9 protein-coding genes are annotated in these 21,007 nt (G+C 55.4%); 4 read left to right on the top strand and 5 right to left on the bottom strand.

Translation table 11 applies throughout. The features are described from left to right. Positions 1-128 precede the first annotated feature (128 nt). From NB063_RS15980 to NB063_RS15995, 4 genes are all read left to right on the top strand, one after another. Positions 129-2,777 (top strand): PSD1 and planctomycete cytochrome C domain-containing protein, encoded by a 2,649-nt coding sequence (locus NB063_RS15980; RefSeq protein WP_250929742.1) that lies wholly within the window; start codon positions 129-131, stop codon positions 2,775-2,777. Between the two features lie 10 nt (positions 2,778-2,787). Beyond that, positions 2,788-4,212 carry a DUF1501 domain-containing protein gene (locus tag NB063_RS15985; RefSeq protein WP_250929743.1) on the top strand — a complete coding sequence of 475 codons (1,425 nt, stop codon included), beginning with the start codon at positions 2,788-2,790 and terminating at the stop codon, positions 4,210-4,212. A gap of 542 nt (positions 4,213-4,754) precedes the next feature. Next, positions 4,755-11,024, top strand: a complete 6,270-nt coding sequence (locus NB063_RS15990; protein ID WP_250929744.1) for a LamG-like jellyroll fold domain-containing protein — start codon at positions 4,755-4,757, stop codon at positions 11,022-11,024. A 789-nt stretch (positions 11,025-11,813) separates the two neighbouring features. After that, positions 11,814-13,190, top strand: coding sequence for a YbhB/YbcL family Raf kinase inhibitor-like protein (locus tag NB063_RS15995; RefSeq protein ID WP_250929745.1), 1,377 nt, complete (start codon positions 11,814-11,816; stop codon positions 13,188-13,190). Positions 13,191-13,491: 301 nt separating this feature from the next. On the opposite strand, the gene NB063_RS16000 is transcribed toward NB063_RS15995, so the two are convergent. From NB063_RS16000 to NB063_RS16020, 5 genes are all read right to left on the bottom strand, one after another. Next, entirely contained in the window at positions 13,492-15,054 is a 1,563-nt protein-coding gene (locus NB063_RS16000) for a serine/threonine protein kinase (RefSeq protein ID WP_250929746.1), read from the bottom strand. 109 nt (positions 15,055-15,163) lie between these two features. Continuing rightward, on the bottom strand, positions 15,164-15,775 hold the full coding sequence (locus tag NB063_RS16005; RefSeq protein WP_250929747.1) for an RNA polymerase sigma factor: 612 nt from the start codon (positions 15,773-15,775) through the stop codon (positions 15,164-15,166). A 365-nt stretch (positions 15,776-16,140) separates the two neighbouring features. Then, positions 16,141-16,287, bottom strand: coding sequence for a hypothetical protein (locus NB063_RS16010; RefSeq protein ID WP_250929748.1), 147 nt, complete (start codon positions 16,285-16,287; stop codon positions 16,141-16,143). Positions 16,288-16,444: 157 nt separating this feature from the next. After that, positions 16,445-17,815 carry a hypothetical protein gene (locus NB063_RS16015; protein ID WP_250929749.1) on the bottom strand — a complete coding sequence of 457 codons (1,371 nt, stop codon included), beginning with the start codon at positions 17,813-17,815 and terminating at the stop codon, positions 16,445-16,447. 781 nt (positions 17,816-18,596) lie between these two features. After that, a complete protein-coding gene (locus tag NB063_RS16020; RefSeq protein ID WP_250929750.1) occupies positions 18,597-20,330 on the bottom strand; it encodes an LVIVD repeat-containing protein in 1,734 nt (577 codons plus the stop codon). Positions 20,331-21,007: the final 677 nt, after the last annotated feature.

A 21,007-nucleotide genomic window follows, 5' to 3' on the forward strand; every position in this document is an offset into this window, starting at 1 on the left:
ATTAAATCGACGTCCCAAGCCGCTGATTGTCGAACGATTGGCCCAATTATTTCTCAGGCGAAGCAGGCCCGAATAGATAACCAATTGAGAAAATTGTTCTACGCTGCTCCTACAACTCAGAACGTCCAATGACCCGATTGATACTCGCTTGTGCAGCAATCCTTGGTTGCATCGGCTTCGATGCGAGCGTATTTGCTCAAGCTCCGGATTCCGCAGGAAATCGGTTCTTCGAGTCGAAAATTCGACCGGCACTGACTGAGCATTGCTACGAGTGTCATTCGACCGCAGCAGGAAAAGCCCGCGGTGGTCTCAAAGTGGATTCGCGAGACGCACTGCTACGCGGAGGTGATTCAGGACCGTCGGTCGTTGCAAAATCGCTGGACGACAGTCTTCTGTATCAGGCAATGCTCTATCACGACGATGACTATCAAATGCCCCCAAAAGGCAAGCTGCCGAATTCGATCATCGACGATTTCCGCAAATGGATTCTGATGGGAGCACCCGATCCACGTGTGGCGAAGATCGCCTCCGATGTAATCAGTGAGATCGACGTTGAAGCCGGCCGACAATTCTGGGCGTATCAACCACTCTCAAAGACATCTCCATGGAAGGTGACAGAATCCGATTGGGCACGCACACCGATCGATCAGTTCGTCAGCAAGAAACTGAAAGAGCAATGGCTGAAGCCTGCTCGAGATGCAGCCCCAGCAGTATTAGTGAGACGTCTCTATTTTGTCATCACGGGTTTGCCACCAACATCTGAAGATTCGAATAAATGGACAAACAAGCTTCAACAGGCAAACAATGAAACGGATCGTCAAAGCGTTGTCGCTCAGCTAGTCGATCAGCTGCTCGCATCGAAACGTTATGGCGAACGTTGGGGGCGCCACTGGCTGGACGTCGCCCGATACGCCGAGTCGACGGGTGGGGATCACAACAACGTTTATCAACATGCGTGGCGATATCGCGACTACGTCATCGATGCGTTCAATGACGACAAGCCGTTCGACAACTTCGTTCGTGAGCAGATCGCTGGAGACTTATTGCCGATCGAAAAGGACGAGGAGTGGGCGACCAACATTATCGCGACCGGATTCCTCGCGATCGGGGTGAAGTCGGTTGGCGAAGAAGATCAACAGAAGTTCTTTGCGGACCTTGTCGATGAGCAGATCGACACAACGACTCGAGCCTTTCTTGCGACCACCGTGGCCTGTGCGCGTTGCCACGATCACAAATTCGATCCGATTCCGCAGTCGGACTACTACGCACTGGCGGGCATCTTTCGATCAACCGAAACGCATTACGGATTGCTAAAAGCACAAGCACGACAAGCAACCACGCTCGTCGACCTGACTGGCATGGGGCCACCACCGGGCACACCACAGCTCAATGGCGATGAGTACGCAGCGTTGGTGAAGGAGCGGGATGATGCGGCGAAGGCGATTGATGACGCCATGAAGAAGATCCGTTCGGGAGAGAACGTGTTTCGCGGACTGCTTCGCAAACTGCGATCGGATCGGGATGAAACAGAAGCGGCGCTGCAAGCCTATTCGAATCGCGGACAGCCACGCGTCTTTGCCATGGGAACGCAGGATCGTGATGCAGCATTGCAAACGCGGCTGTTGGTTCGTGGCGAACTAGACAAGCCGGCTCAATTCGTGGATCGAGGCGTGTTGCAGGTGTTAAGTCCCGCTGGAAGAAACTCGCTCAACGGACTGGTCAGAGATGCCAGTTTTCGCAGTCATCGCACCGACGGCCTTCCGAATGTGAATCACTACAGCAAAAGTGGTCGGCTTGAACTGGCTGAGTGGATCGCCAGTCCCGAGAATCCGCTCACTGCCCGAGTCATCGTGAACCGAGTCTGGCATTGGATGTTCGGTCGTGGCCTCGTGCGAACCGTCGACGACTTTGGACATGCCGGCGAAGTACCAACGTATCCCGAGCTACTGGACTATCTGGCGAACCGTATCATTGACGAAAACTGGTCTGTCAAAGCTCTGATCCGCGAAATTGCACTGTCAAGGACGTGGCAACTTGCATCGACCTACAACGAGCAGAACTTCGCCATCGATCCCGACAACGAGTTTCTGTGGCGAATGAACAAGCGTCGTCTCGAATCGGAAGCGATCCGTGATGCGGTGTTGGCGGTGTCCGGTCAACTTGATCTCGAGCGTCCGCTTGGCACGTACCTGCGTGAAGTTGGCGAAGGAGGCGTTGGTCAAAATGTGTTTGAGCCTGTGATTCGAGCGATCGATGCCAATACACGGTCCGTTTACTTGCCACGAGTTCGCAGCGTTCTGCCCGAAATGTTGGAAACGTTCGATGCCCCCGATGCGAGTCTCGTCACCGGGAGTCGCGATACAACGTCCAGCCCGCTGCAATCGTTGTATCTGATGAACAACGAATTCGTGCAGAAGCAGGCGGTCGTTCTGGCAGAACGTTTGCATGACTTACCTCGTGAACGACAAACCACCACTGCCTATGAACTGATTCTCGGTCGGATCCCAACCGACACCGAACGCGAACTCGCCGCGGACTACCTCCAACGATTCTCCGTTGGTTCAGCGACAGACAAGCGTCAAGTCGGACGATTAGGACAAAGCTCGACGACAGGCAGGGCGAACAGCAGCGGGCGCGGGCGTGGACGTTTCTCGCAGCGGAGTACTGATTCTCCTGAGACGCCCGAAACCGACACCGATACGAGTAAATCAATGAGCCCGCTGGCGATCTACTGTCAGGCGTTGCTCAGCTGCATGGAATTCCAAACGATCGATTGAAGGCATTAACATGAACCACGAATATTGCTCCCATCGCATCGCTTCGGTCTCTCGACGCGACGCCTTACGCACACTCTCTGCGGGGTTTGGTTACCTCGCCTTTGCCGGGCTTTCTGCCGCGGAGGCAGCCCCGCCGACGTCTCCGTTAGCACCCCGTGGAACCCACATCGAACCGAAGGCGAAACGCGTTATCTTCCTCTGCATGCGTGGCGGCCCGTCGCATGTCGATACATTCGACTACAAGCCACGACTGAAGCACGACCACGGACAACCATCGAATTACGGTTCTCGCTGGTGTGCGTCGCCGTGGAATTTCAAGCAACACGGAGCAAATGGACTTTGGATTTCGGAACTATTTCCGCACGTGGCTGAGCAAGCGGATGAACTCTGTGTTTTGAACGGGATGCACTGTGATCAACCAGCGCATGCACAGGCATTCATCCAGATGCATACCGGCAACTTTCAGTCCGTGCGGCCGTCGCTGGGTGCTTGGACGCTGTACGGTCTTGGCAGCGAAAGCCAAAACCTGCCGGGCTTCATTTCTATCAATCCACCCACGGCAACCGGTGGAGCACAAAACTTCGGAAGCGCGTTCCTGCCCGCTGCATATCAGGGAACGAAGTTTACAATTACTGACAGTTCGCAGCGAAACCGGCGAATCGACCAGATGCGTCGCGGCGAAGCGAATCCGTACGGAATCAACGATGCCGTCAACGAACGACTTTCACGCACCCAGCAACGTGATCAACTCGATCTGATCAAAGCACTGAACCAAGAGAAGTTGCGACAAGATCGACACAACCCGCTTGTCGAAGGAGCCATTGAGAATTTTGAACTCGCTTTTCGCATGCAGGATGCCGTTCCCGAAGTGATGAACCTGTCGGAAGAATCGGAAGAGACGCTCTCGTTGTACGGCGTCAATGAAGACCCGACCGATGGCTTTGGTCGACAGTGCTTGCTGGCCCGTCGCTTTGCCGAAGCGGGCGTGCGATTCATCGAACTCGGTCATGGCAGTTGGGATCAACACAGCAACATTCAAACAGCACTCGGCGATAACTGCGCTGAAACGGACAAACCGATTGCTGGACTCATCGCTGACCTGAAACGCCGCGATCTGCTGAAAGACACACTGATTCTGTGGGGCGGTGAGTTCGGACGCACTCCCTATTCGGACTCGGGTTCAGGCCGCGACCACAACCACAAAGGCTATACGATGTGGATGGCCGGTGGCGGTGTCAAAGGCGGCTTCCGTTACGGCTGCACCGACGAACACGGCTACGAAGCGGTCGAGAACAAGATGCATGTCCACGACTGGCACGCCACCATTCTGCACCTGATCGGCCTCGATCACGAACAACTCACCTACCGCTATGCCGGTCGCGAAATGCGACTGACCGACGTCGCGGGGTCAGTCGCATCCGATATTTTTGCATGACGACTTATAACCGTCGATTCATTCGTGGCCTTCGCGGCCAAAACATAGCACTTCGGAATCAAGCCCTCTTGGCAGCATCGCCATCATGGTTCTTCAGACGACTACGAACCTGAGTGACTCTCGCTCTCGTCGATTGATGCCTTGATTGTCGGTACCAAAAAGCAACGCACTCTGCATGGACGAGGCGACGACGGTGCCGAATACTTGGCTTCTCCATCCGGTGGGGGCGATTGGCGACTGTGTGTTTCGTTCGAAGGGTTTCGGTATACCCTGCCAATGAAGTTTTCTCACCTCGCTCAACTCCAAACGCTCATTTCGCGCGTCGGATTGGTGGCTTAATTGCGATGCCGACCATCCAAACATAGACAACTGTATACTCTCCTGATAGATTCTCTTAACGCTTCGACTGAGCCACTTTCAGTGAAAGCGTTCTTTTCTAGCCTGACCGTAGCGGGCTGCTGTTCTAGCCAAACCCACCGTTAATTGATCGGATGGCGTTCGCCTGAATCTCAATTCAACGCATCACTCCGACAGGAGCGAAGATGACCAATCCACGCAACTGGATTTCCGATCTGTCACATCGAATCAGGTCGCGCCGAATCGCGTCACGTCAAGCAAAGTCGAATCGGCACCGTGGCATCATCACCCACCGGCGTCGGCAGCGACTGCTAGAGACGCTTGAGCCACGTGTGGTACTCGATGGCACTTCGCTCGCCTCCAACTCGATGGATATGGCCGTTGCCGCTCAGGTGTCTGAAAGTGCTTCGACTCCGAATCCTGATGTGTTGTATTTTTCGCTGAAGGATCCGACGACTCTTGGCGGTCAGTCAATCGATGACATGGACATCGTCAAGTTTGATGGAACGGATTTTTCCCTGCACTTTGATGGCTCGGACGTCATCAGTAGCGATGAAGAAATTGACGCGCTGCACATTTTGAACGACACCGAGTTGTTATTGTCGTTTTCCGGCAGCGCATCCCTGCCCGGCATTTCCGGAACAGTTCGGGATGAGGACATCGTCAAGTTTACCGCCACGCAACTGGGCGATTCCACATCGGGCACATTCGAATTGTACTTCGACGGAAGCGACGTCGGTTTCACCAATGACATTGACTCGCTCGCCGTGCTCGATAGTGGTTCATTGGTCGTCTCCTCTCGAGGCAATGTCTCAGTTAGTGGACTTTCTGTGGCGGATGAGGATTTGCTGGAGTTTACACCTACGTCGCTCGGCACTAGCACTTCGGGAACCTGGAGCCTTTACGTCGACGGAAGCGACGTGGAATTAGGCGCCGAAGACATCAACGGGGTGACCGTTTTGGGTAACGGCGACATTTACCTGTCCACCGATTCGACGACCTCTTTATCAAGCGCGACGCTACGGGACGAAGACATCGTTGCTCTGACACCATCTTCGCTCGGCACAGACTCATCGGGAACCTACCAGACGCCGATCTTCTTCGATGGCAGCACCCACACACTTGGCCGCAACGATATTTATGGGCTGCACGTCGCCAGCACCGCAGCTCCCAACAGTCCACCCACGGGCGACGTCACGATCAGCGGCACACCGACGGAAGATCAGACGCTCTCCGCAAGTAACACGCTGGCCGACGACGATGGCTTGGGCACGATCAATTACCAGTGGCAGCGCGACGGAATCGATGTCGCCGGTGCAACGGGCAGCACTTATCTTTTGGATGACGGCGATGTCGGTGCCATGATCACTGCCGTGGCCAACTATACCGACGGCCAGGGAACCGCCGAAAGTGTCAGCAGTTCGGCCGTCGGCCCGGTTGCCAATGTCAACGACGCGCCGACCGGCGAGGTCACGATCAGCGGCACGCCAACCGAAGATCAGACGCTCTCTGCCAATAACACGCTGGCCGACGACGACGGCCTGGGTACGATCAGTTACCAGTGGCGGCGCGACGGAATCGATGTCGCTGGTGCAACATCCAACACCTATCTATTGGGTGACAGCGATGTTGGCGCCATGATCACGGTGGTCGCCAGCTATACCGACGGACAGGGTACCGACGAGAGTGTCAGCAGTGCGGACGTGGGGCCGGTCACTGGGTCGACTGGTCGGACGCCATTGCTCTGGTACCAACTGGATGAAGTTTCCGGCGCCGTCGCAACCGATGCCACAGCAAACGGCCACGGTGGCACGGTCACCGGTGGTGTGTGGGCCGACGGTCAGCTTGGCGGGGCGATCGAGTTCAATGCCGACGGAAACATTTCTGTGCCAGCAGCCGCGCTAGATACCGTCAATCAAGAGATCACGTTTGCATTTTGGGCATACGGAGGAGACACCCAACCGGCCAACGATAGCATTCTGTATGGAGTCAATGACACCGGAGACAGAGTGTTCAATGTCCACCTGTCTTACAGCAATAACAGGATCTACTGGGATGCCGGGAACGACAACGGCTACGACAGAATCAATCAGGTTGCCGATCCCCTGCTCCACAAAAATGCCTGGCACCACTGGGTCTTCACCAAGAACGCCACGACCGGCGACATGAACATCTACCTGGATGGTGAATCATGGGCTTCCGGCACCGGTAAAACAAAGACCATGGCCGGCGTCACGTCGTTTACCTTCGGCTCACACACCAATGGTTCCGCAGGTTATGACGGACGGATGGATGACGTGCGGATATACGATGTCGAACTGACGTCCGCCGAAGTGTTGGATCTGTTCACCAGCACCACGTCTCCCAACACCGAGGAAGTGTTGGTGACCAACGATCCGCTGTCCGTGGTCAGAGGTGATACCACCACGATCACTACGATCAACCTGGAATCGACGGATGCCGAGCAATCCGCGGCCGAGTTGACGTACACGTTGACGAGTCTGCCAACTACCGGGACCGTTCTCCGGGCGACTACGGTGCTAGGCCTGTACGACACCTTCACTCAGGAAGATCTCGATAACAATCTCGTCGCTTACGCCCATGACGGCAGTGTAGCTCCCTCGGACAGCTTTACTTTTGTTGTCAACGATGGATTTGGAAGTGCTACGAATGCTACCTTTGACATCACCGTCAATCTCCTCAGCGACGACGACTTGGTGGCCCTGCTAGCCCTGGACGGCGACGCAGCCGACACATCTCCGTATGGCAATGACAACAGCGGTTCAATTCAAGGCGGCGCGGGCTTCGTCACCGACGCGGTGCGAGGCCAGGTGTTGAGCTTGGACGGAGTCGATGACTGGATAACCATCGCCAACTCGGCCGATATCAATACTTCCACAGTCACCCAACGCACGATTTCGTTGGCTTTCAATGCTGACGACGTTAGCACTCGTCAACTGTTGTTCGAGGAGGGGGGCGGAACTCGTGGTTTGATCATTTACATCGACAGCGGCCAGTTGTACGTCGGCGGCTGGAATAAAAGCCAGAGCGGATGGGCCGGGACCTGGTTGTCCACAAACATTACCGCCGGCCAGTGGCACCATGTCGCGCTCAGTCTCGACGGAGGGCCGACGGTCCAGCCAGGAGCGTTGCGAGGCTACCTGGACGGTCAACTATTTGGGACCGGAGACGGTTCGCAGCTCTGGTCGCACAGTGGCGGAATCGGAGTGGGCGGCAACAACGGAAGCACCGTGTACCACGACGGCAACTCGAGCACCAATTACCTGTTCGCAGGATCGCTGGATGATTTCCGTGTTTACAACCGCACGCTGAGCGACGCAGACGTTGCCACCCTCGCGGGTCGTTACACGGTCAGCAGTCTGGCGGATCTACGCGCATTGGGCATGTCGGTCAATGGCAGCACAGTGACGCTGAGCGCCGCCGGGGGCGATCCGCACCCGGTGACGGGCGTCTTAACGCCGGGACATTATTGGATCAACGGTGATCACATTGCCGATCCCACAAACTCCATGCCGATCTTCATGGAGTTAAGCGGCAACGGCAATACCTACATCCTTTCAGGCACAACCATCAATCTCGATACCCGAAAACTCGACGGCTTCGGGCGGGCTCTCGGACACGACAGCGGAGTCGACGTCATCCGTATTTCCGGCTCCAACAACACCATTCAAGGCATCAACCTGATCGGCCAAGATATCGCGCTGGACACGGACCCCGATGCGCAACGCTACGCTGATTGGGCGACTCAGTATGTCGAACTGTCGGGCGACAGCAACACAGTGGACGGTGCCTATGTCCTGACGCGAGGCTCACGGACCGATAGCTACGGTCTGGGCGACGCATTCGGCAAGGGTGCATCGCAAGGCATCACTCCGTTCATCGCACACCGCAAAGCATCCGCGTTCCGGGTTGGCGAAGCCACGGACGCCGTCATCAACGACATGCACCTGGAGGTCTACACCTTTGGGCACGGATTCTTCGTGCAGGCTTCCACCAACACAACATTGACCAACAGTACGGTCACTGGCGAACTGTTTCCGTCCCAAGGAGTCATTGACCACCCGCTCTATCAGCAGTATGGGACCACCTACCACCAAAATGAAATCCCCAATGACCTTTGGATCTCCGGAGCCGAAGGCGGCGTGCGGATGTATACGGGCTCATCCGGGCTGACCGTGGACAACGTGGTGGTCACGAACATGCGTACCGGATTCGCAACGTCGCTGGGTAGCGGCACGAAGACTCTCAACAACGTCGAGGCCTATGGTGTCGAAAACGCGTTTGGAGTCGGAAACAACACGACCATCACCAACGCAAAAGCAGACGGGGTCAACGGGCCGCTTGTCGTTTTTGATAGTGGCGATATTCGTGATACCACGGTCGAACTCGAACTGGTTGGAAACCAACCCTTTAACCACGACTACGCTCTCGTCTACGCCAATGGCAACAACGTCAATCTCAGCCTTACCAGCGACCGCCCTGCGGAAGACTTTGAGACGACCACTCTGTTCCGCACTGCCCAGTTCTATTACGACAATTGGCGAGAAACCAATGGCACGACAACCTTCGACGTCGCTGGCTATGACCACATCAACTCAGTTCTGATCAACGACACCAATACGCTCTTGGTCCTCGGCGAACAGGCCGAAGGCAACGTCGGTCGTTCCCAGGGCGGGGTGATCGGCAACGGTAAAGAAAACTACTACGACGGTGTCACGGTGGTTCCCGCGGGATCAAGGTTGGAAGTCGTCCACACCAAGGGCCTAGGCAACAGCGGCACCGAATCTGGAGCCGAGTTCGATGGTGTTGGCGGGATTGTCTACACCGGCACTGTGACCCCAGCCACCTTTGACGCCAACGCCTCGATTGTCGCTGATGGGGCCACGCTCGAAGTTCAATCCGGCCTGCGGATTACCGACGAAAAGCTGACGATCACGGGCGATGGCGTGGACGGTAACGGGGCCCTCTACTCCGATGGCTCGGCCGACTCCAACACGCGATTCGGCAGCAGCAACAACGATGACGATAGCACTATATTCCTCGACGGAAACGCGTCGATTGGCGTGGGGGTCGCGGGCAACGAATTCCTGGTTGGGCGAATCCAGGGGGCGGGTGACTTGACCAAGCGGGGCGAAGGCCGACTGGTGATCGGCAAGTCCAGCACGTATGACGGCAACCTCATCATCGCTCAAGGTGACATCACCGCTCGACCGGGCGTCGTCCATCGCGACCTGACCGTGGCGGCGGGAACTTCGATCTCCGGTCTTGGCAACAACTTCATCAATACTGATGGCGACGTTTACCTGGAAGGCACGCTCGACATCAATGGCCGCAGCGACCTCAATGACCTGAGTATTTCCGCTGGGCGGTTGCACGGAAGTGGCACGATCCTTTCGAGCAATCCCACGGCGAACACAGGTGGAACCCTCACGATCGACGGCAACCTTGACGAAGCTCACTTTACTGGCTCGATCACCGACAAGATCAGCCTCGTCAAATCGGGCAGCGGCATCCAATCACTTGACGGCGCGATGACCCATACCGGCACGACGACGGTCACCGCCGGCTGTTTGCATATCAACGGCACGCACACCGGCGGCGGCCAGTACACCGTGGACGCCGGCGGGACGCTCGGCGGAGCCGGATCCATTGACTCGGCGGTCGCCGTGAACGTTGGCGGGCGACTCGCACCTGGAGCCGGCGTCGGAACGCTGAACGCGGGCGATGTGACGTTAGCATCGGGTGCGTTTTTCGATGTGGAGATTGGCGGGACGGTTGCGGGAACCGATCATGACCAGTTGATTTCGGACTCCGCGACCCTTGGCGGGTCACTCAGCATCTCGTTGCTGCAGTCCGGTGGGTCCACTTATCTGCCTTCGTCGACGGACACGTATACGATCCTGGCGGCGGGCACCAATTTGTCGGGCGGGTTTGAAAACGTCGCTAGCGGCCAGCGGCTCGCGACCGTCGGTGGCGAAGGGTCGTTCTTAGTGACGTACGGCGGGCCGGAGAACACCGTGGTGCTCTCGGACTTTGTCGCGTCAAGCTTGGTGGTCGGCGCAGGTGAGCACCTTGCTCCAGGTCCAGGCACCGCCACCCTGCAGGTGATCGATCTGACGTTTGCCGCCGGCTCATTTTTCGATGTGGAACTTGGCGGGACGACGGCAGGAACCGAGTACGATCAGGTGAATTCCGACACCACCGTCCTGGGCGGATCGCTGAGCATCTCATTGCTTCAGCCCGGTGGATCCATCTACCAGCCTTCGTCGACCGATACGTTTTCAATTCTCATCGCGAATTCGAGTTTGTCGGGCGTGTTTGATAACGTCGCCAGTGGCGAGCGGCTGACGACGCTCGGCGGCGAAGGTGCATTCTTGGTGACGTACGGCGGATCGGAGAACGTGGTGTTGCTGTCGGACTTTGTCGCCTCGTGAGTGGCTCGTAAGCTCGCGATGTTCGTGGCAACTTGATGATCATCGACACCAACACCGCGGTATCCTATTTAAGTCGCGAGGTTGAGGAGGCTCTCTTCGTTTGGACCGAACCAAGCCAATCGCTGCTCCGCCAGAACCGGTTCGATGCGTAAGACGACTGCCGGAACATCGTCTCTGCGATAGCTGGTCCAGCTTACGGCACCGACGTCATCGCGAGTTCATCCAGCATTTCAATAAGGCATTGTTTTCTGTATCAGTCATGGTTGCTCTCACTACGCCAACTTGGCTCGGTTAAGGATTGAATTCTCTGGAACGGCTTGGATGACCGACCCGTTGTCGCGATAGAGTCCGACAGTTAGTAAGTCGGGCATAGACTCATCAATCTACTTGGGCAGTATGACTTTCGGTGTCGTTGGATCCGCACGCGGTTGAGAGCACGCGTCGGTTCCCGCAAGGACGGGACGGCAAAGAGCAATAACACTGTAAAGGTTGTAGGCGGCGCCTATACCCATGCTTGCCATTGCGCGAGACTTAACCCAAATGGGCTATATCAACTAAGGTGCTGCGTGCCCTATTAATCCATCAGGATTAACTTCAGCTCCAATGCTTATAAGATAGGCTGTCATACTAACTGCAAAGCGGCCCCAGTCCGTTTGAAGTGTCGTTCAGAATGTAAGGAGTCGGTATATTTCGTGACACTTAAGATATGTCACTGTTGTACCGCGTGCTTTTGGCGGCGAAGCTCGATATATTGCTCGACAGTCGCCCCTCCCGAAACATTGAAGACCTATGCGTATTTTGCAACCAGCTATCTTCCTGCTATTGATTCTTATCGGGTTTTCATGCAAGTGCTGGGCCCAAATCCCAGACGACCAGTTACCTTCGGCGGTGCTACGCTTCGGAACAATTGGAATCGAAAATCAGAATTTCACGGCGACGGAGTTCAGTACGGTCAAGGAGACCGTTCCCCAGCAATATCAAGAGCAGGTCCCGATCACGACGGTCCTTCCCAATGGCTCAACAGTGACCGAAACCCAGGTGGTGCTAAGGACGCGCAACGTTGTCGTTGATCGCATCGTCCCCAACCCCTATTCCGTCCCGGAAGAAGCGATCTCCTTTTCAACCGTCGCAGGCCAACGCATTACCGACATTGCGAACGTTCGCAAACTGCTGCAAGCCGAGTCCAGGCCGGCCGTGATTAAGTGGGATACCAGTCCGCTCGACGATTTCTATGCAAAATTCCTCAGTCCCAAACTGATGATCGTTCACATCGATCAGAGCAAGATGTCCTCGCCCCCGGCTAACGATCCTTTCGGAGGGCCCGCTGGGCCGCTTTTTGCCAATAACAGTCCCCCCACTGCGTCTGCGGGTAGGATGCAACCCCAAGCCGTTGGTCCACCTCGAACGCCCACTATCTTTGGTTCGTGGCAAGAAAACAACGCTGCCACGAATCAACCTGTGGGAATCACCGTTGAGATTCAAAGTGATGGGACGATCCTTCAGCGGGAACCGGGAAAACAAGATCGTATGGGAACGGTTCGCATGCTCCGAAATCTGCTGGTCCTTGACTTCGACGGCTCGGTATCCGAGCAGTACTATGTGAGCGTGACAGCGGACCGCATTGATTTTCACGATATGTCCGGCGCGCCGGCGGGATTTTATTGGACGCGGAACCAGTCAACTTCTGCTGCCCTGAATCTAACGAGCACTGTCATCAATAACGGCGCCCCTGTGAATGTTCATCTCACTGCCGACGGACGCGACGTGTCTCCCCCTCTATCCTGGTCACAAGCGCCTGACGGCACCCGATCGTTCGCATTGATCTGCGACGACCCGGACGCGCCCTCACCCAATCCCTGGGTACATTGGGTGATCTATAACATCCCGGCCGATCGTTCCCAACTTCCGGCCGGCATTGCTCGGGATCCCCAGCCTGTGGCGATCCCGGGAGCGCGGCAGGGAATCAATTCGTGGAACAGTGATAATCTCGGGTACCGCGGCCCCGACCCACCACCGGGCAGCGGACCGCATCGCTACTTTTTCAAGCTGTACGCCCTGGACACGATGCTGAATCTTCAAGCCGGCGCGCCAAAAGAAATATTATTGCAGGCGATGCAGGGGCACGTACTGGCTGAGGGACAGTTGATAGGCACTTATGAGCGTTAACCGAACTTGCTAATCGTTCGCGTGTGGCGGATCAGTCTCTTGCTCTCCTCTGGTGCCAGCCTGACAAATACCCTCCAGCGTTTGATCAATACGTGCAGCGAATTGAATTGGAAAAGACCAGCAAAGCTTTTCCGCGAACGTTGCAGATGTTCCCCACCAAGCAGTACGAACGTTTCGGTGTCAAATGATATGACCACATCGAGTACCCTCGCTCGCCCTCCGCGATAGCCAGAAGGTCCGTGGCGAATTGTGGCGTGAAAATCAGTCCGATCCCCAATGAATTGCCACCAGACTTCGTGTTCTAGCGAGAACGGGTAAAAATCCAGCAGTTTGCGCGCACACCCGGACGCAGATATCGCGGATCTGGCCATGACTCCTTGCCATCCGCTTTGATGAGAATTCGAAAAATGCCGGCGGTGTCATCGGTCAGGTCGACGCTCATCACTTCACCACCAAACGCACCATCGGATCGCATGGCTGGCCAGCCTTCAAAATGCAGCCGAACATCGTCACCTTCTTGCACGAGCAGCCCATCATCGCCCGAGATCCATAGTTCGACCGCCCGCTGCGATGTACCGGGGCCGATTGCCACCACCTTGCCAGTACCTCGGATCGTGCCGATATCCATCTGAAAGAACTGCATCACACCAGCAACCAACGCTGCGATGAACAGTGTCACGACTGCCGCTAAAAGTAAAAGGCGTCTGCGTTTTCGGACTGGTCGAATTTGGTGCGGAGACGGCTTTTGTGGAGGCTCGATGGCCTGCAACAAGGACTCGAGGGCGGCGGCGACTTCGGCCGGCGTTTGGAATCGCTCTTCGGGATCCTTGGCCATCATTCTGGTTACGATGGTGCTAAGCTCGACGGGAATGTCGTCTCGCAAGGATTCGAGCCGTTCCGGTTCCACCTGCGCATGGCTGTTGAGTTTTTGCGTGACGCTTCCATCATCAAACGGTGGACGACCAGAAAGCAGATGGTAGAGCGTAGCGCCCAAGCTGTAGATATCGCTGCGGACGTCGGCCTGACGGGCGTCTTCGGCTTGCTCAGGCGAAATATAATCCGGAGTGCCCATGACCGTACCCGCGGTCGTTAATTCGCCGAGGACTTCACCTGCATTTGCATCCGACACAACCTCTGGGGCCAGCGAGGCGAGACCGAAATCGAGGATTTTCACTGTACCGTCCGCAGTAACCATCAGGTTGTGGGGCTTGATATCACGGTGAACCATTCCTTGCTCGTACGCATAATGCAATCCGGTTGCTGCCTGACGGATGTACTTACACGCTTCGGTGACCGGCAAGGCGCCTCGATCTTTGATGATGCGCGAAAGATCGACTCCGTCCACGTATTCCATCACCATGAAGTGATAATCACCAGCGTTGTCCGCGTCGTAAGCTGTGACAATGTTGGGATGCGATAATTGCGCCGCAGTCTTGGCTTCCCGATGGAATCGATCCACGGCTTCGGTTTTACGGACGAATTCGCGGTTGATGACCTTCAGCGCAACCGTCCGTTCCATCTTGCGGTGCCGGGCCTCGTAGACGTTTCCCATGCCGCCTCTTCCGATCAGCCCAACAATCTCGTAGCGGGGATGTTCCGCGAGCGGAACAGGAATGTCCTCCGAAGACGAGGACGGTTTGATTGGCACACCTTCGTGATCACCGATTTGATCGGCTGGCAGTTGCTCCGCTTCCTGCAGCAGCTCAACGAACGTGTCATTGGACGACAGATTTGCGATGGTCTCACAGCACGGTTCGCACTCCCTGATGTGCATCTCGATAGCGGTCGCTTTATCGGGAGACAGTTGACCAAGGCCGTAAGAATGCAGTTCGGCTCGTGTTGGGTGAATCGCTTGGTCAGGCACAGGTAACTCTCCGTCGTTGAATCTTCAGCAATCGTCGGCTCAGACACAGACTCATCCGTCCGCGAGCGACGTGCGGCTATCTATAAAGAGCCGCTCCTGCCCATTTATGTTAGCCCTCGACGAAAAAACCCGAGGAAGATTCCACAAGCCCCTCGGCCTCCTGCCGTAACCTTCTCAATACTCTGGACTTAGCGGTCACGACGGCATTCAGAGAAATCTGCATTTCTGCTGCAACATCTCGCGGTCTTTCCCCCTTCAGGGCGACCCGATAGAACGCCATCCATGTGTTGGCAGCGAAATGAGGCTTGACCAAGTTGAGTAGTTGTCGCAATACGTACCGGTCGTGCTCACCGTCCCAGAGACGGCTCAATTCGCTGGTAGGGTTCGCCAGGTCAGCCAGCCTTTGGTCGATATCGGACTCACTGCGTGCCTCCCGCCGACGATCTCGCGTTCGCCAAAAATCCCGAAGCCGATTGATCAGAATCGCCTTGAGCCACCCCCGAAAAGCTCCCGGCTGCCCCTTATGCTCGAACTTGGCGAGATCCTTGGATACGGCCAGCAGCACCTCTTGCACGAGGTCTTCAGCATCGCTCTCTTGCACCTCGTACTTATACAACCATGTTCTGATTAGCGGTGCATACAGTTCGACAAGCCGAGTCCACGATTCGGACTCGGGCGAGCGACGGAGGCAATTAAGTAGACTGAGTGACGTTTCGTTCATCGATCTATTATGAATCGCGAGAGAGCTCATGGCAATGAATGCTTATGAGGGCAACTCTCGTCGTCAACCTTTGAACGACACGGTTCTAAGTGCCGGCGTTCCAGCTACTCGCCGAGGGACATCGATTGTTTTAGTAACTTTTTCAGCGGAACGGCGCGAGCCGTCCGGTAACGCGGAACCGGACGGCTCGCGCCGTTCCGCTACATTTGAAATCATTCAGTTATACAATCGACGTCCCAAGGTGGGTCGCCCACGGTCAACTCGAAGAGCCTGAAGTCCGTAGCCGATAGTCTGTAGAAAGAGAGGCTACCGAGTCCGGACTCTGGACTCCAGCCTCCAGATCAGCCGACCGAAGGCGGCACGACCTACTTAAAACGCCAACCGCGATTGGGCTTGCGAACCGCACTCTTGCCAGCAAGATGCTTATCTGCAGCGATCCAATCGGTCAGTCTTTGCTGTTCCACCGACCTCGCAGCGTTCTCGTGGATTTCTTCGTTGAGATCATCAGCCATCGCCCGCACTTACTCGCAAGTAATCAAAACCCTCTTTCAGGCTTCCTTTGGCGAAGCGAGCGGCAGGTGAACTAGAAAATCAAAGACTACAGCACGCAAAACGCAATGGGCGATACGATTCGCCCGATCGCACTTTGATCAATCGATCGTGAATACGTTACCAACGTCGACCGCCCGAGATTTCTCCAGTCCCAATTTGCAAAATTGGATCGGAGTTATTCTCAAACCCCGTAATGTCGGTTCGATCAAAACGGCCGCTCATCATTAGTGAATCAATGCCTCGTGAATTGCTGCCGCCATCGAGGTCAGCGAATTGAGCGGATGACTGATTTGAAATCGCAAGCACATCGTTGCCTGCGCCAAGCTGCACGATGAGTGAACCGATTGCGCGGGCCCCTTTAAGGTCAACCGTGTCATCGCCGCTACTTGTATAGACCCGCACGTCGCCGTTGATGTCAACGGAGTCAAAGTTGACCACATCTCGGTCAACACCACCGAAATACGTGAACTCGTAGCTTGCGACTAAATCTTCGACAAGCAACTCGTTCGCACCATTACCGGGTTGAAACGATGACCTTCCCAGTAAGCAATCGCGAATTTGAAAACTATCGCCCAGGCGATCAGGGCCTGTTTCAACCGACGTGCTACCAATGACCGTCACGTTTCTGAGTTCGACGCGATCGACGGCGGGTGACTCGGAATCGTTTGAATCGAACGTCTTCATCGTTACGTCGCCTTCAAAGAGAGCGTTGTACAGGCCAAACGTGTCGTCACCAAAGTCGCCATCGAAATGTGCATCGTACGCCACGTACAGTCCGTTCATGGTCACTGTGTTAACGCCGAATCCGTTGCCTGAGTTCGTCGTGACCAAAAGATCAGAGGTTTGCAATTCTGTGACGACAAGGCTGTCCGCACCCAGCAAGAACGTGCCATAACTATTATCTCCGTCACCAAGGCCTACCCTGGTATCGCGAACCACGATTTCTTCGGCGTTGATACCTAGAAAGCCCTTCATGACCGAATTCTGCAAATCGACCGACAGGTGACCATAGCTGTAAATATTCGCACCATCGCTCAAGTCCAGGTTGATACCGGACACGGAATCTCGGCCATAGCCCATGTTGATCGAGATATTATCTAACGCGATCCCGCCTGAATCTGGGAAAGCGACATGATCATCCCCGTCGTCCAAGCTGATGACGAGACCGTAAATGTCTTCGTACTGAGTTCCACTGATAGGAAAGATGGCGAGATTGTCTGTAACTTGGTATCCAATGCGGCCTTCGAACCTTACTTTTGTATCAACTCCCGTCACCTCCAAGTAGCTTTTAGACTGGGTGACTTCTATTCGGTTTGCGTTCCCATCGCCGTCAATAACTAGCAAACCGTTGGTCATCTGAGTGATCACTTCGCCAGCTGCCATAAGTGGCCGCGGCACCAGTCCATGAAACGCGAGCATTGCGACACCGAGGAAACATAGCGTTAGGAGAGAAGATGGTCGGCTTTTGCGATCCGATTGCTGTGACATTTCAAGATTCCGTGGCTCAGGTTCGATGTAGACTTAATTCCTTTGTTCCGAGCGAAGAAACCACTGGTTTGTTACAGAATCGAGCTTGAAAAATTGGTTGACAACTCCGACCTATCGCCGACCTCTTCCCCTCAAGGCTGAATCAGCGACGCGGCCGGTTAACGGTCGCCTAACTGGACAGCGCCACTTTCTGGCGGACGTATTGGAGTTTTCGACTTTCACGTTGCGGAGCCTTTCCGAGGCTCCGAAAGCGGGTATCGCCGGCAATTCTCGGTCTCGGGGGACGTCGATTTAATTACTGCGGGATTTCAAAAGTAGCGGACCGGCGCGAGCCGTCCGGTAACGCGGGACCGGACGGCTCGCGCCGTTCCGCTAAAAAAAGCATTAAACAATCGACGTCTCGGAGAGACCGTGCTACGTGAAAAGTGGCGCTGTTCAGCTAAGGTCTGTCCGCTTTCGCAATTTTTCAGAAACTTCGAATTTCAGATCGACCATGTTGTCACTTTGGTGCATGCCAAACAACACGTTGCTTTCCCGCCTTTCGCAACCTACTTGGGCCATCGAAACAGCATATTCCGCACCAAAAGTGGTTCCGGCGTAGCCTGCTGCATGACAGTTTTCGTCTCTCATCAAACGGAGAGCTGCACCTAATTAGAATGTTTCTTTGTCAGCTCCCCTATCCCACGACAACCGCCCGCGTGGTGACCCAGGCTGGATAAAATGGATTGCGTTCGTAACAGAGTGATGTGTTTTGGGGCGATGACTACTCGGTTTGCTTGACCTACTCCGCAATGCGAATCACTTGCAATGTTCTCGCTCCCGCGTCGTCATCAATGGCGACAAACGCCAGCTTTCCGAAGATGTCCACCTCGTTTGAACGCCTCTTCGTTTGGAAATAACCGACGCGCCGTACATTCTGAGGTTCCGAAACATCAAGCACTACAATGCCCGCCGCGCGATCAGCAAGCACCGCCAAGTCACCGGAGACGGAGACGTCCTGAGCTCCACCCGTCGATCTGTAGAGTCCCGTCTGAACGGGAGTCATCGGGTCCGAAGCATCAATGATCTGCAACCAGGAGGCACCACCATGCATCGAAGTTGCGATGTACGCCGTTGACCCGACAACGTCGACCCCTCTTACCCACCGGCCCCGGCCCACGAAATTGCTTCGCGTTACTAGCGTTTGCGGACTCGTCGCGTCAACAATGCGAAGCCCGCCCGCGTTTGCAAGATAGATTGTCGATCCCGAGACCACGAGGTCGTAGTTGCTTAAGCCCTTAGGCGTACTGTGCGACGCACGCAGCCTCGGACTGCTTGGATCAGATACGTCGATCACGTGCAATTGCTGTGTATCCGCATGGCCGTTCCAGTTCGCGGCGAACACCAGTTGCCCCGAACGGTAAACAAGCTCTGGTGGGTTACCCGGCAACTTGCAACTTCCGAGTGTCAAAGGTGCCTGGGAAGTGCGGATATCCAGACTATGAATTGTCGTGCCAGTGACGGACCACGCTGTATCTGTCTCCACTGCGATCAAACGCGACGGTTCGGGAAGACGGAACCATTCAAAAAGTATAAGTAATGGATCGTCCTTCAACATCCGTGATACGACTTCACGCTGTTGAATGATGATCCTGTCACCATCGACCTCGACCACTCGGGCATCGCCACCGATAACGCCAACCAGTTCGGTACCCGGCTTCTGGATCAATTGTTCCCAATCAACTCCAACATCGCTTGCCTTGGGCTTGCGGATTGCTGTTCCCACTAGAAATGCCTCTTGATCCGAACCGCTGACCTTAACGCGGAGCTTTTCACCTTCCGAAACCAAATCAACGTTCAGCAGTCCGAACATGCCGCCGTCAAGGATCCAACGGAGTCCGTCCTGCGTGCACTGAACCTGGTCGACCCGTTTCTGCGGTCCCTTCATTTCGAATTCGCTGTGGCCCACGACAAGATTCTCGTCTGATTCCGTCACGACCATTCCCATACGAATAGCTCGGGTCGACTCGGCATTCACTCGCCGCAACGAGAGTTCCCATGCACCGAAGAACTCGCGAACTTGCTCGACCGTCCCGTTCGATTCAACCACCTGCTTCGGCGCGGGGGTCGCATCGGATACGGGGACTCGGTGAACCGTGATGGATTGCCGACGTAGCGAATCGCCCTCACCGGTTACAACAGATCCGCTCATGGTTTTGCCAAGTACCGTAAGCTCGAGTCGGACGTCTAGCGGCTTGACTCCGTATTGAATTCCCAGGACATCTTCTTCTAGGTTCACACGATTGGTCGTGACTGCGCCCGCACCGCTTCGCAGTGTCACCTTCCACACGCCTGGTTGATAATCAATCTCGAGATCGACCGACTCGGGTGATAGGCGTGAGTCGACGGACATCACCCACGCTCCAACTATTTCCGAAGGCCCCAGCGCATTGAGAGAATCGGCTAACAGCGCGATCATCGCGACTGCCATAAAGCTAATGAGCGTCGAGCGAAGCGGAAGAGAAGCAACCATCATTCGAATATCAATCCAGATGTGATGCGGGCAAGATCAGCTCATTATAACGATTCAAGAGTCAAACGCGACGCGCTGGCTAATTACCGCTGCCCAGGTGATTCATTTCCTCGTTGAGATCTGTGACCGGACAGGAGCTCACCAGCGACTCGACGCGTGATGCTCTAGATCGCAAGATGCGGTCGTAACTTCACGCGGACGCGGCAGCTTGATTCTTGTAGAGGCCATCGCGTTTAAGAGAGTCGGGTTGTCTTGAACGTCGCAAACCGCACGGGAGATGACTCGGCTACGGTAGATCAATAAGTCGCTATTATGGCGTTGAAACTCTTGGACAGATTCCTAGAAGAAGTACAGTGAATCCCTACGGAACTCGATTAATTCGCAAGAAAACTCCGGCCAATGAAGAACGCAATGGTATTTGCTAAGCAGATACATAGAAGTGATTCGGTATAACGACAATCCCGCTGATCGTGATCGGTTCGGCGTAGGCAGGACCAAGGAGCCTAAGCGACGCAGTTCCGGCACGACTGAGCAAGTGAATGCCGGAACTCGCAAAGCCTCGGTCCGGCCTACTGTTCGCGGCAGTTTCGCCAGATGATTCCTGCATAACTGCTTAGGACGGGATCAATCGACCGGTGGGAGACGCATCAGGCTGATGCCTTGATCGGTGGACAGCACAA

The sequence above is a fragment of the Aporhodopirellula aestuarii genome (assembly GCF_023701485.1).
Lineage (GTDB): Bacteria > Planctomycetota > Planctomycetia > Pirellulales > Pirellulaceae > Rhodopirellula > Rhodopirellula aestuarii.

Bases quoted from the DNA above. Each gene is read 5' to 3' on its own strand.
- NB063_RS15980 (WP_250929742.1), top strand. From the start codon at position 129: ATGACCCGATTGATACTCGCTTGTGCAGCAATCCTTGGTTGCATCGGC.
- NB063_RS15985 (WP_250929743.1), top strand. From the start codon at position 2,788: ATGAACCACGAATATTGCTCCCATCGCATCGCTTCGGTCTCTCGACGC.
- NB063_RS15990 (WP_250929744.1), top strand. From the start codon at position 4,755: ATGACCAATCCACGCAACTGGATTTCCGATCTGTCACATCGAATCAGG.
- NB063_RS15995 (WP_250929745.1), top strand. From the start codon at position 11,814: ATGCGTATTTTGCAACCAGCTATCTTCCTGCTATTGATTCTTATCGGG.
- NB063_RS16005 (WP_250929747.1), bottom strand. From the start codon at position 15,775: ATGAACGAAACGTCACTCAGTCTACTTAATTGCCTCCGTCGCTCGCCC.
- NB063_RS16010 (WP_250929748.1), bottom strand. From the start codon at position 16,287: ATGGCTGATGATCTCAACGAAGAAATCCACGAGAACGCTGCGAGGTCG.
- NB063_RS16015 (WP_250929749.1), bottom strand. From the start codon at position 17,815: ATGTCACAGCAATCGGATCGCAAAAGCCGACCATCTTCTCTCCTAACG.
- NB063_RS16020 (WP_250929750.1), bottom strand. From the start codon at position 20,330: ATGATGGTTGCTTCTCTTCCGCTTCGCTCGACGCTCATTAGCTTTATG.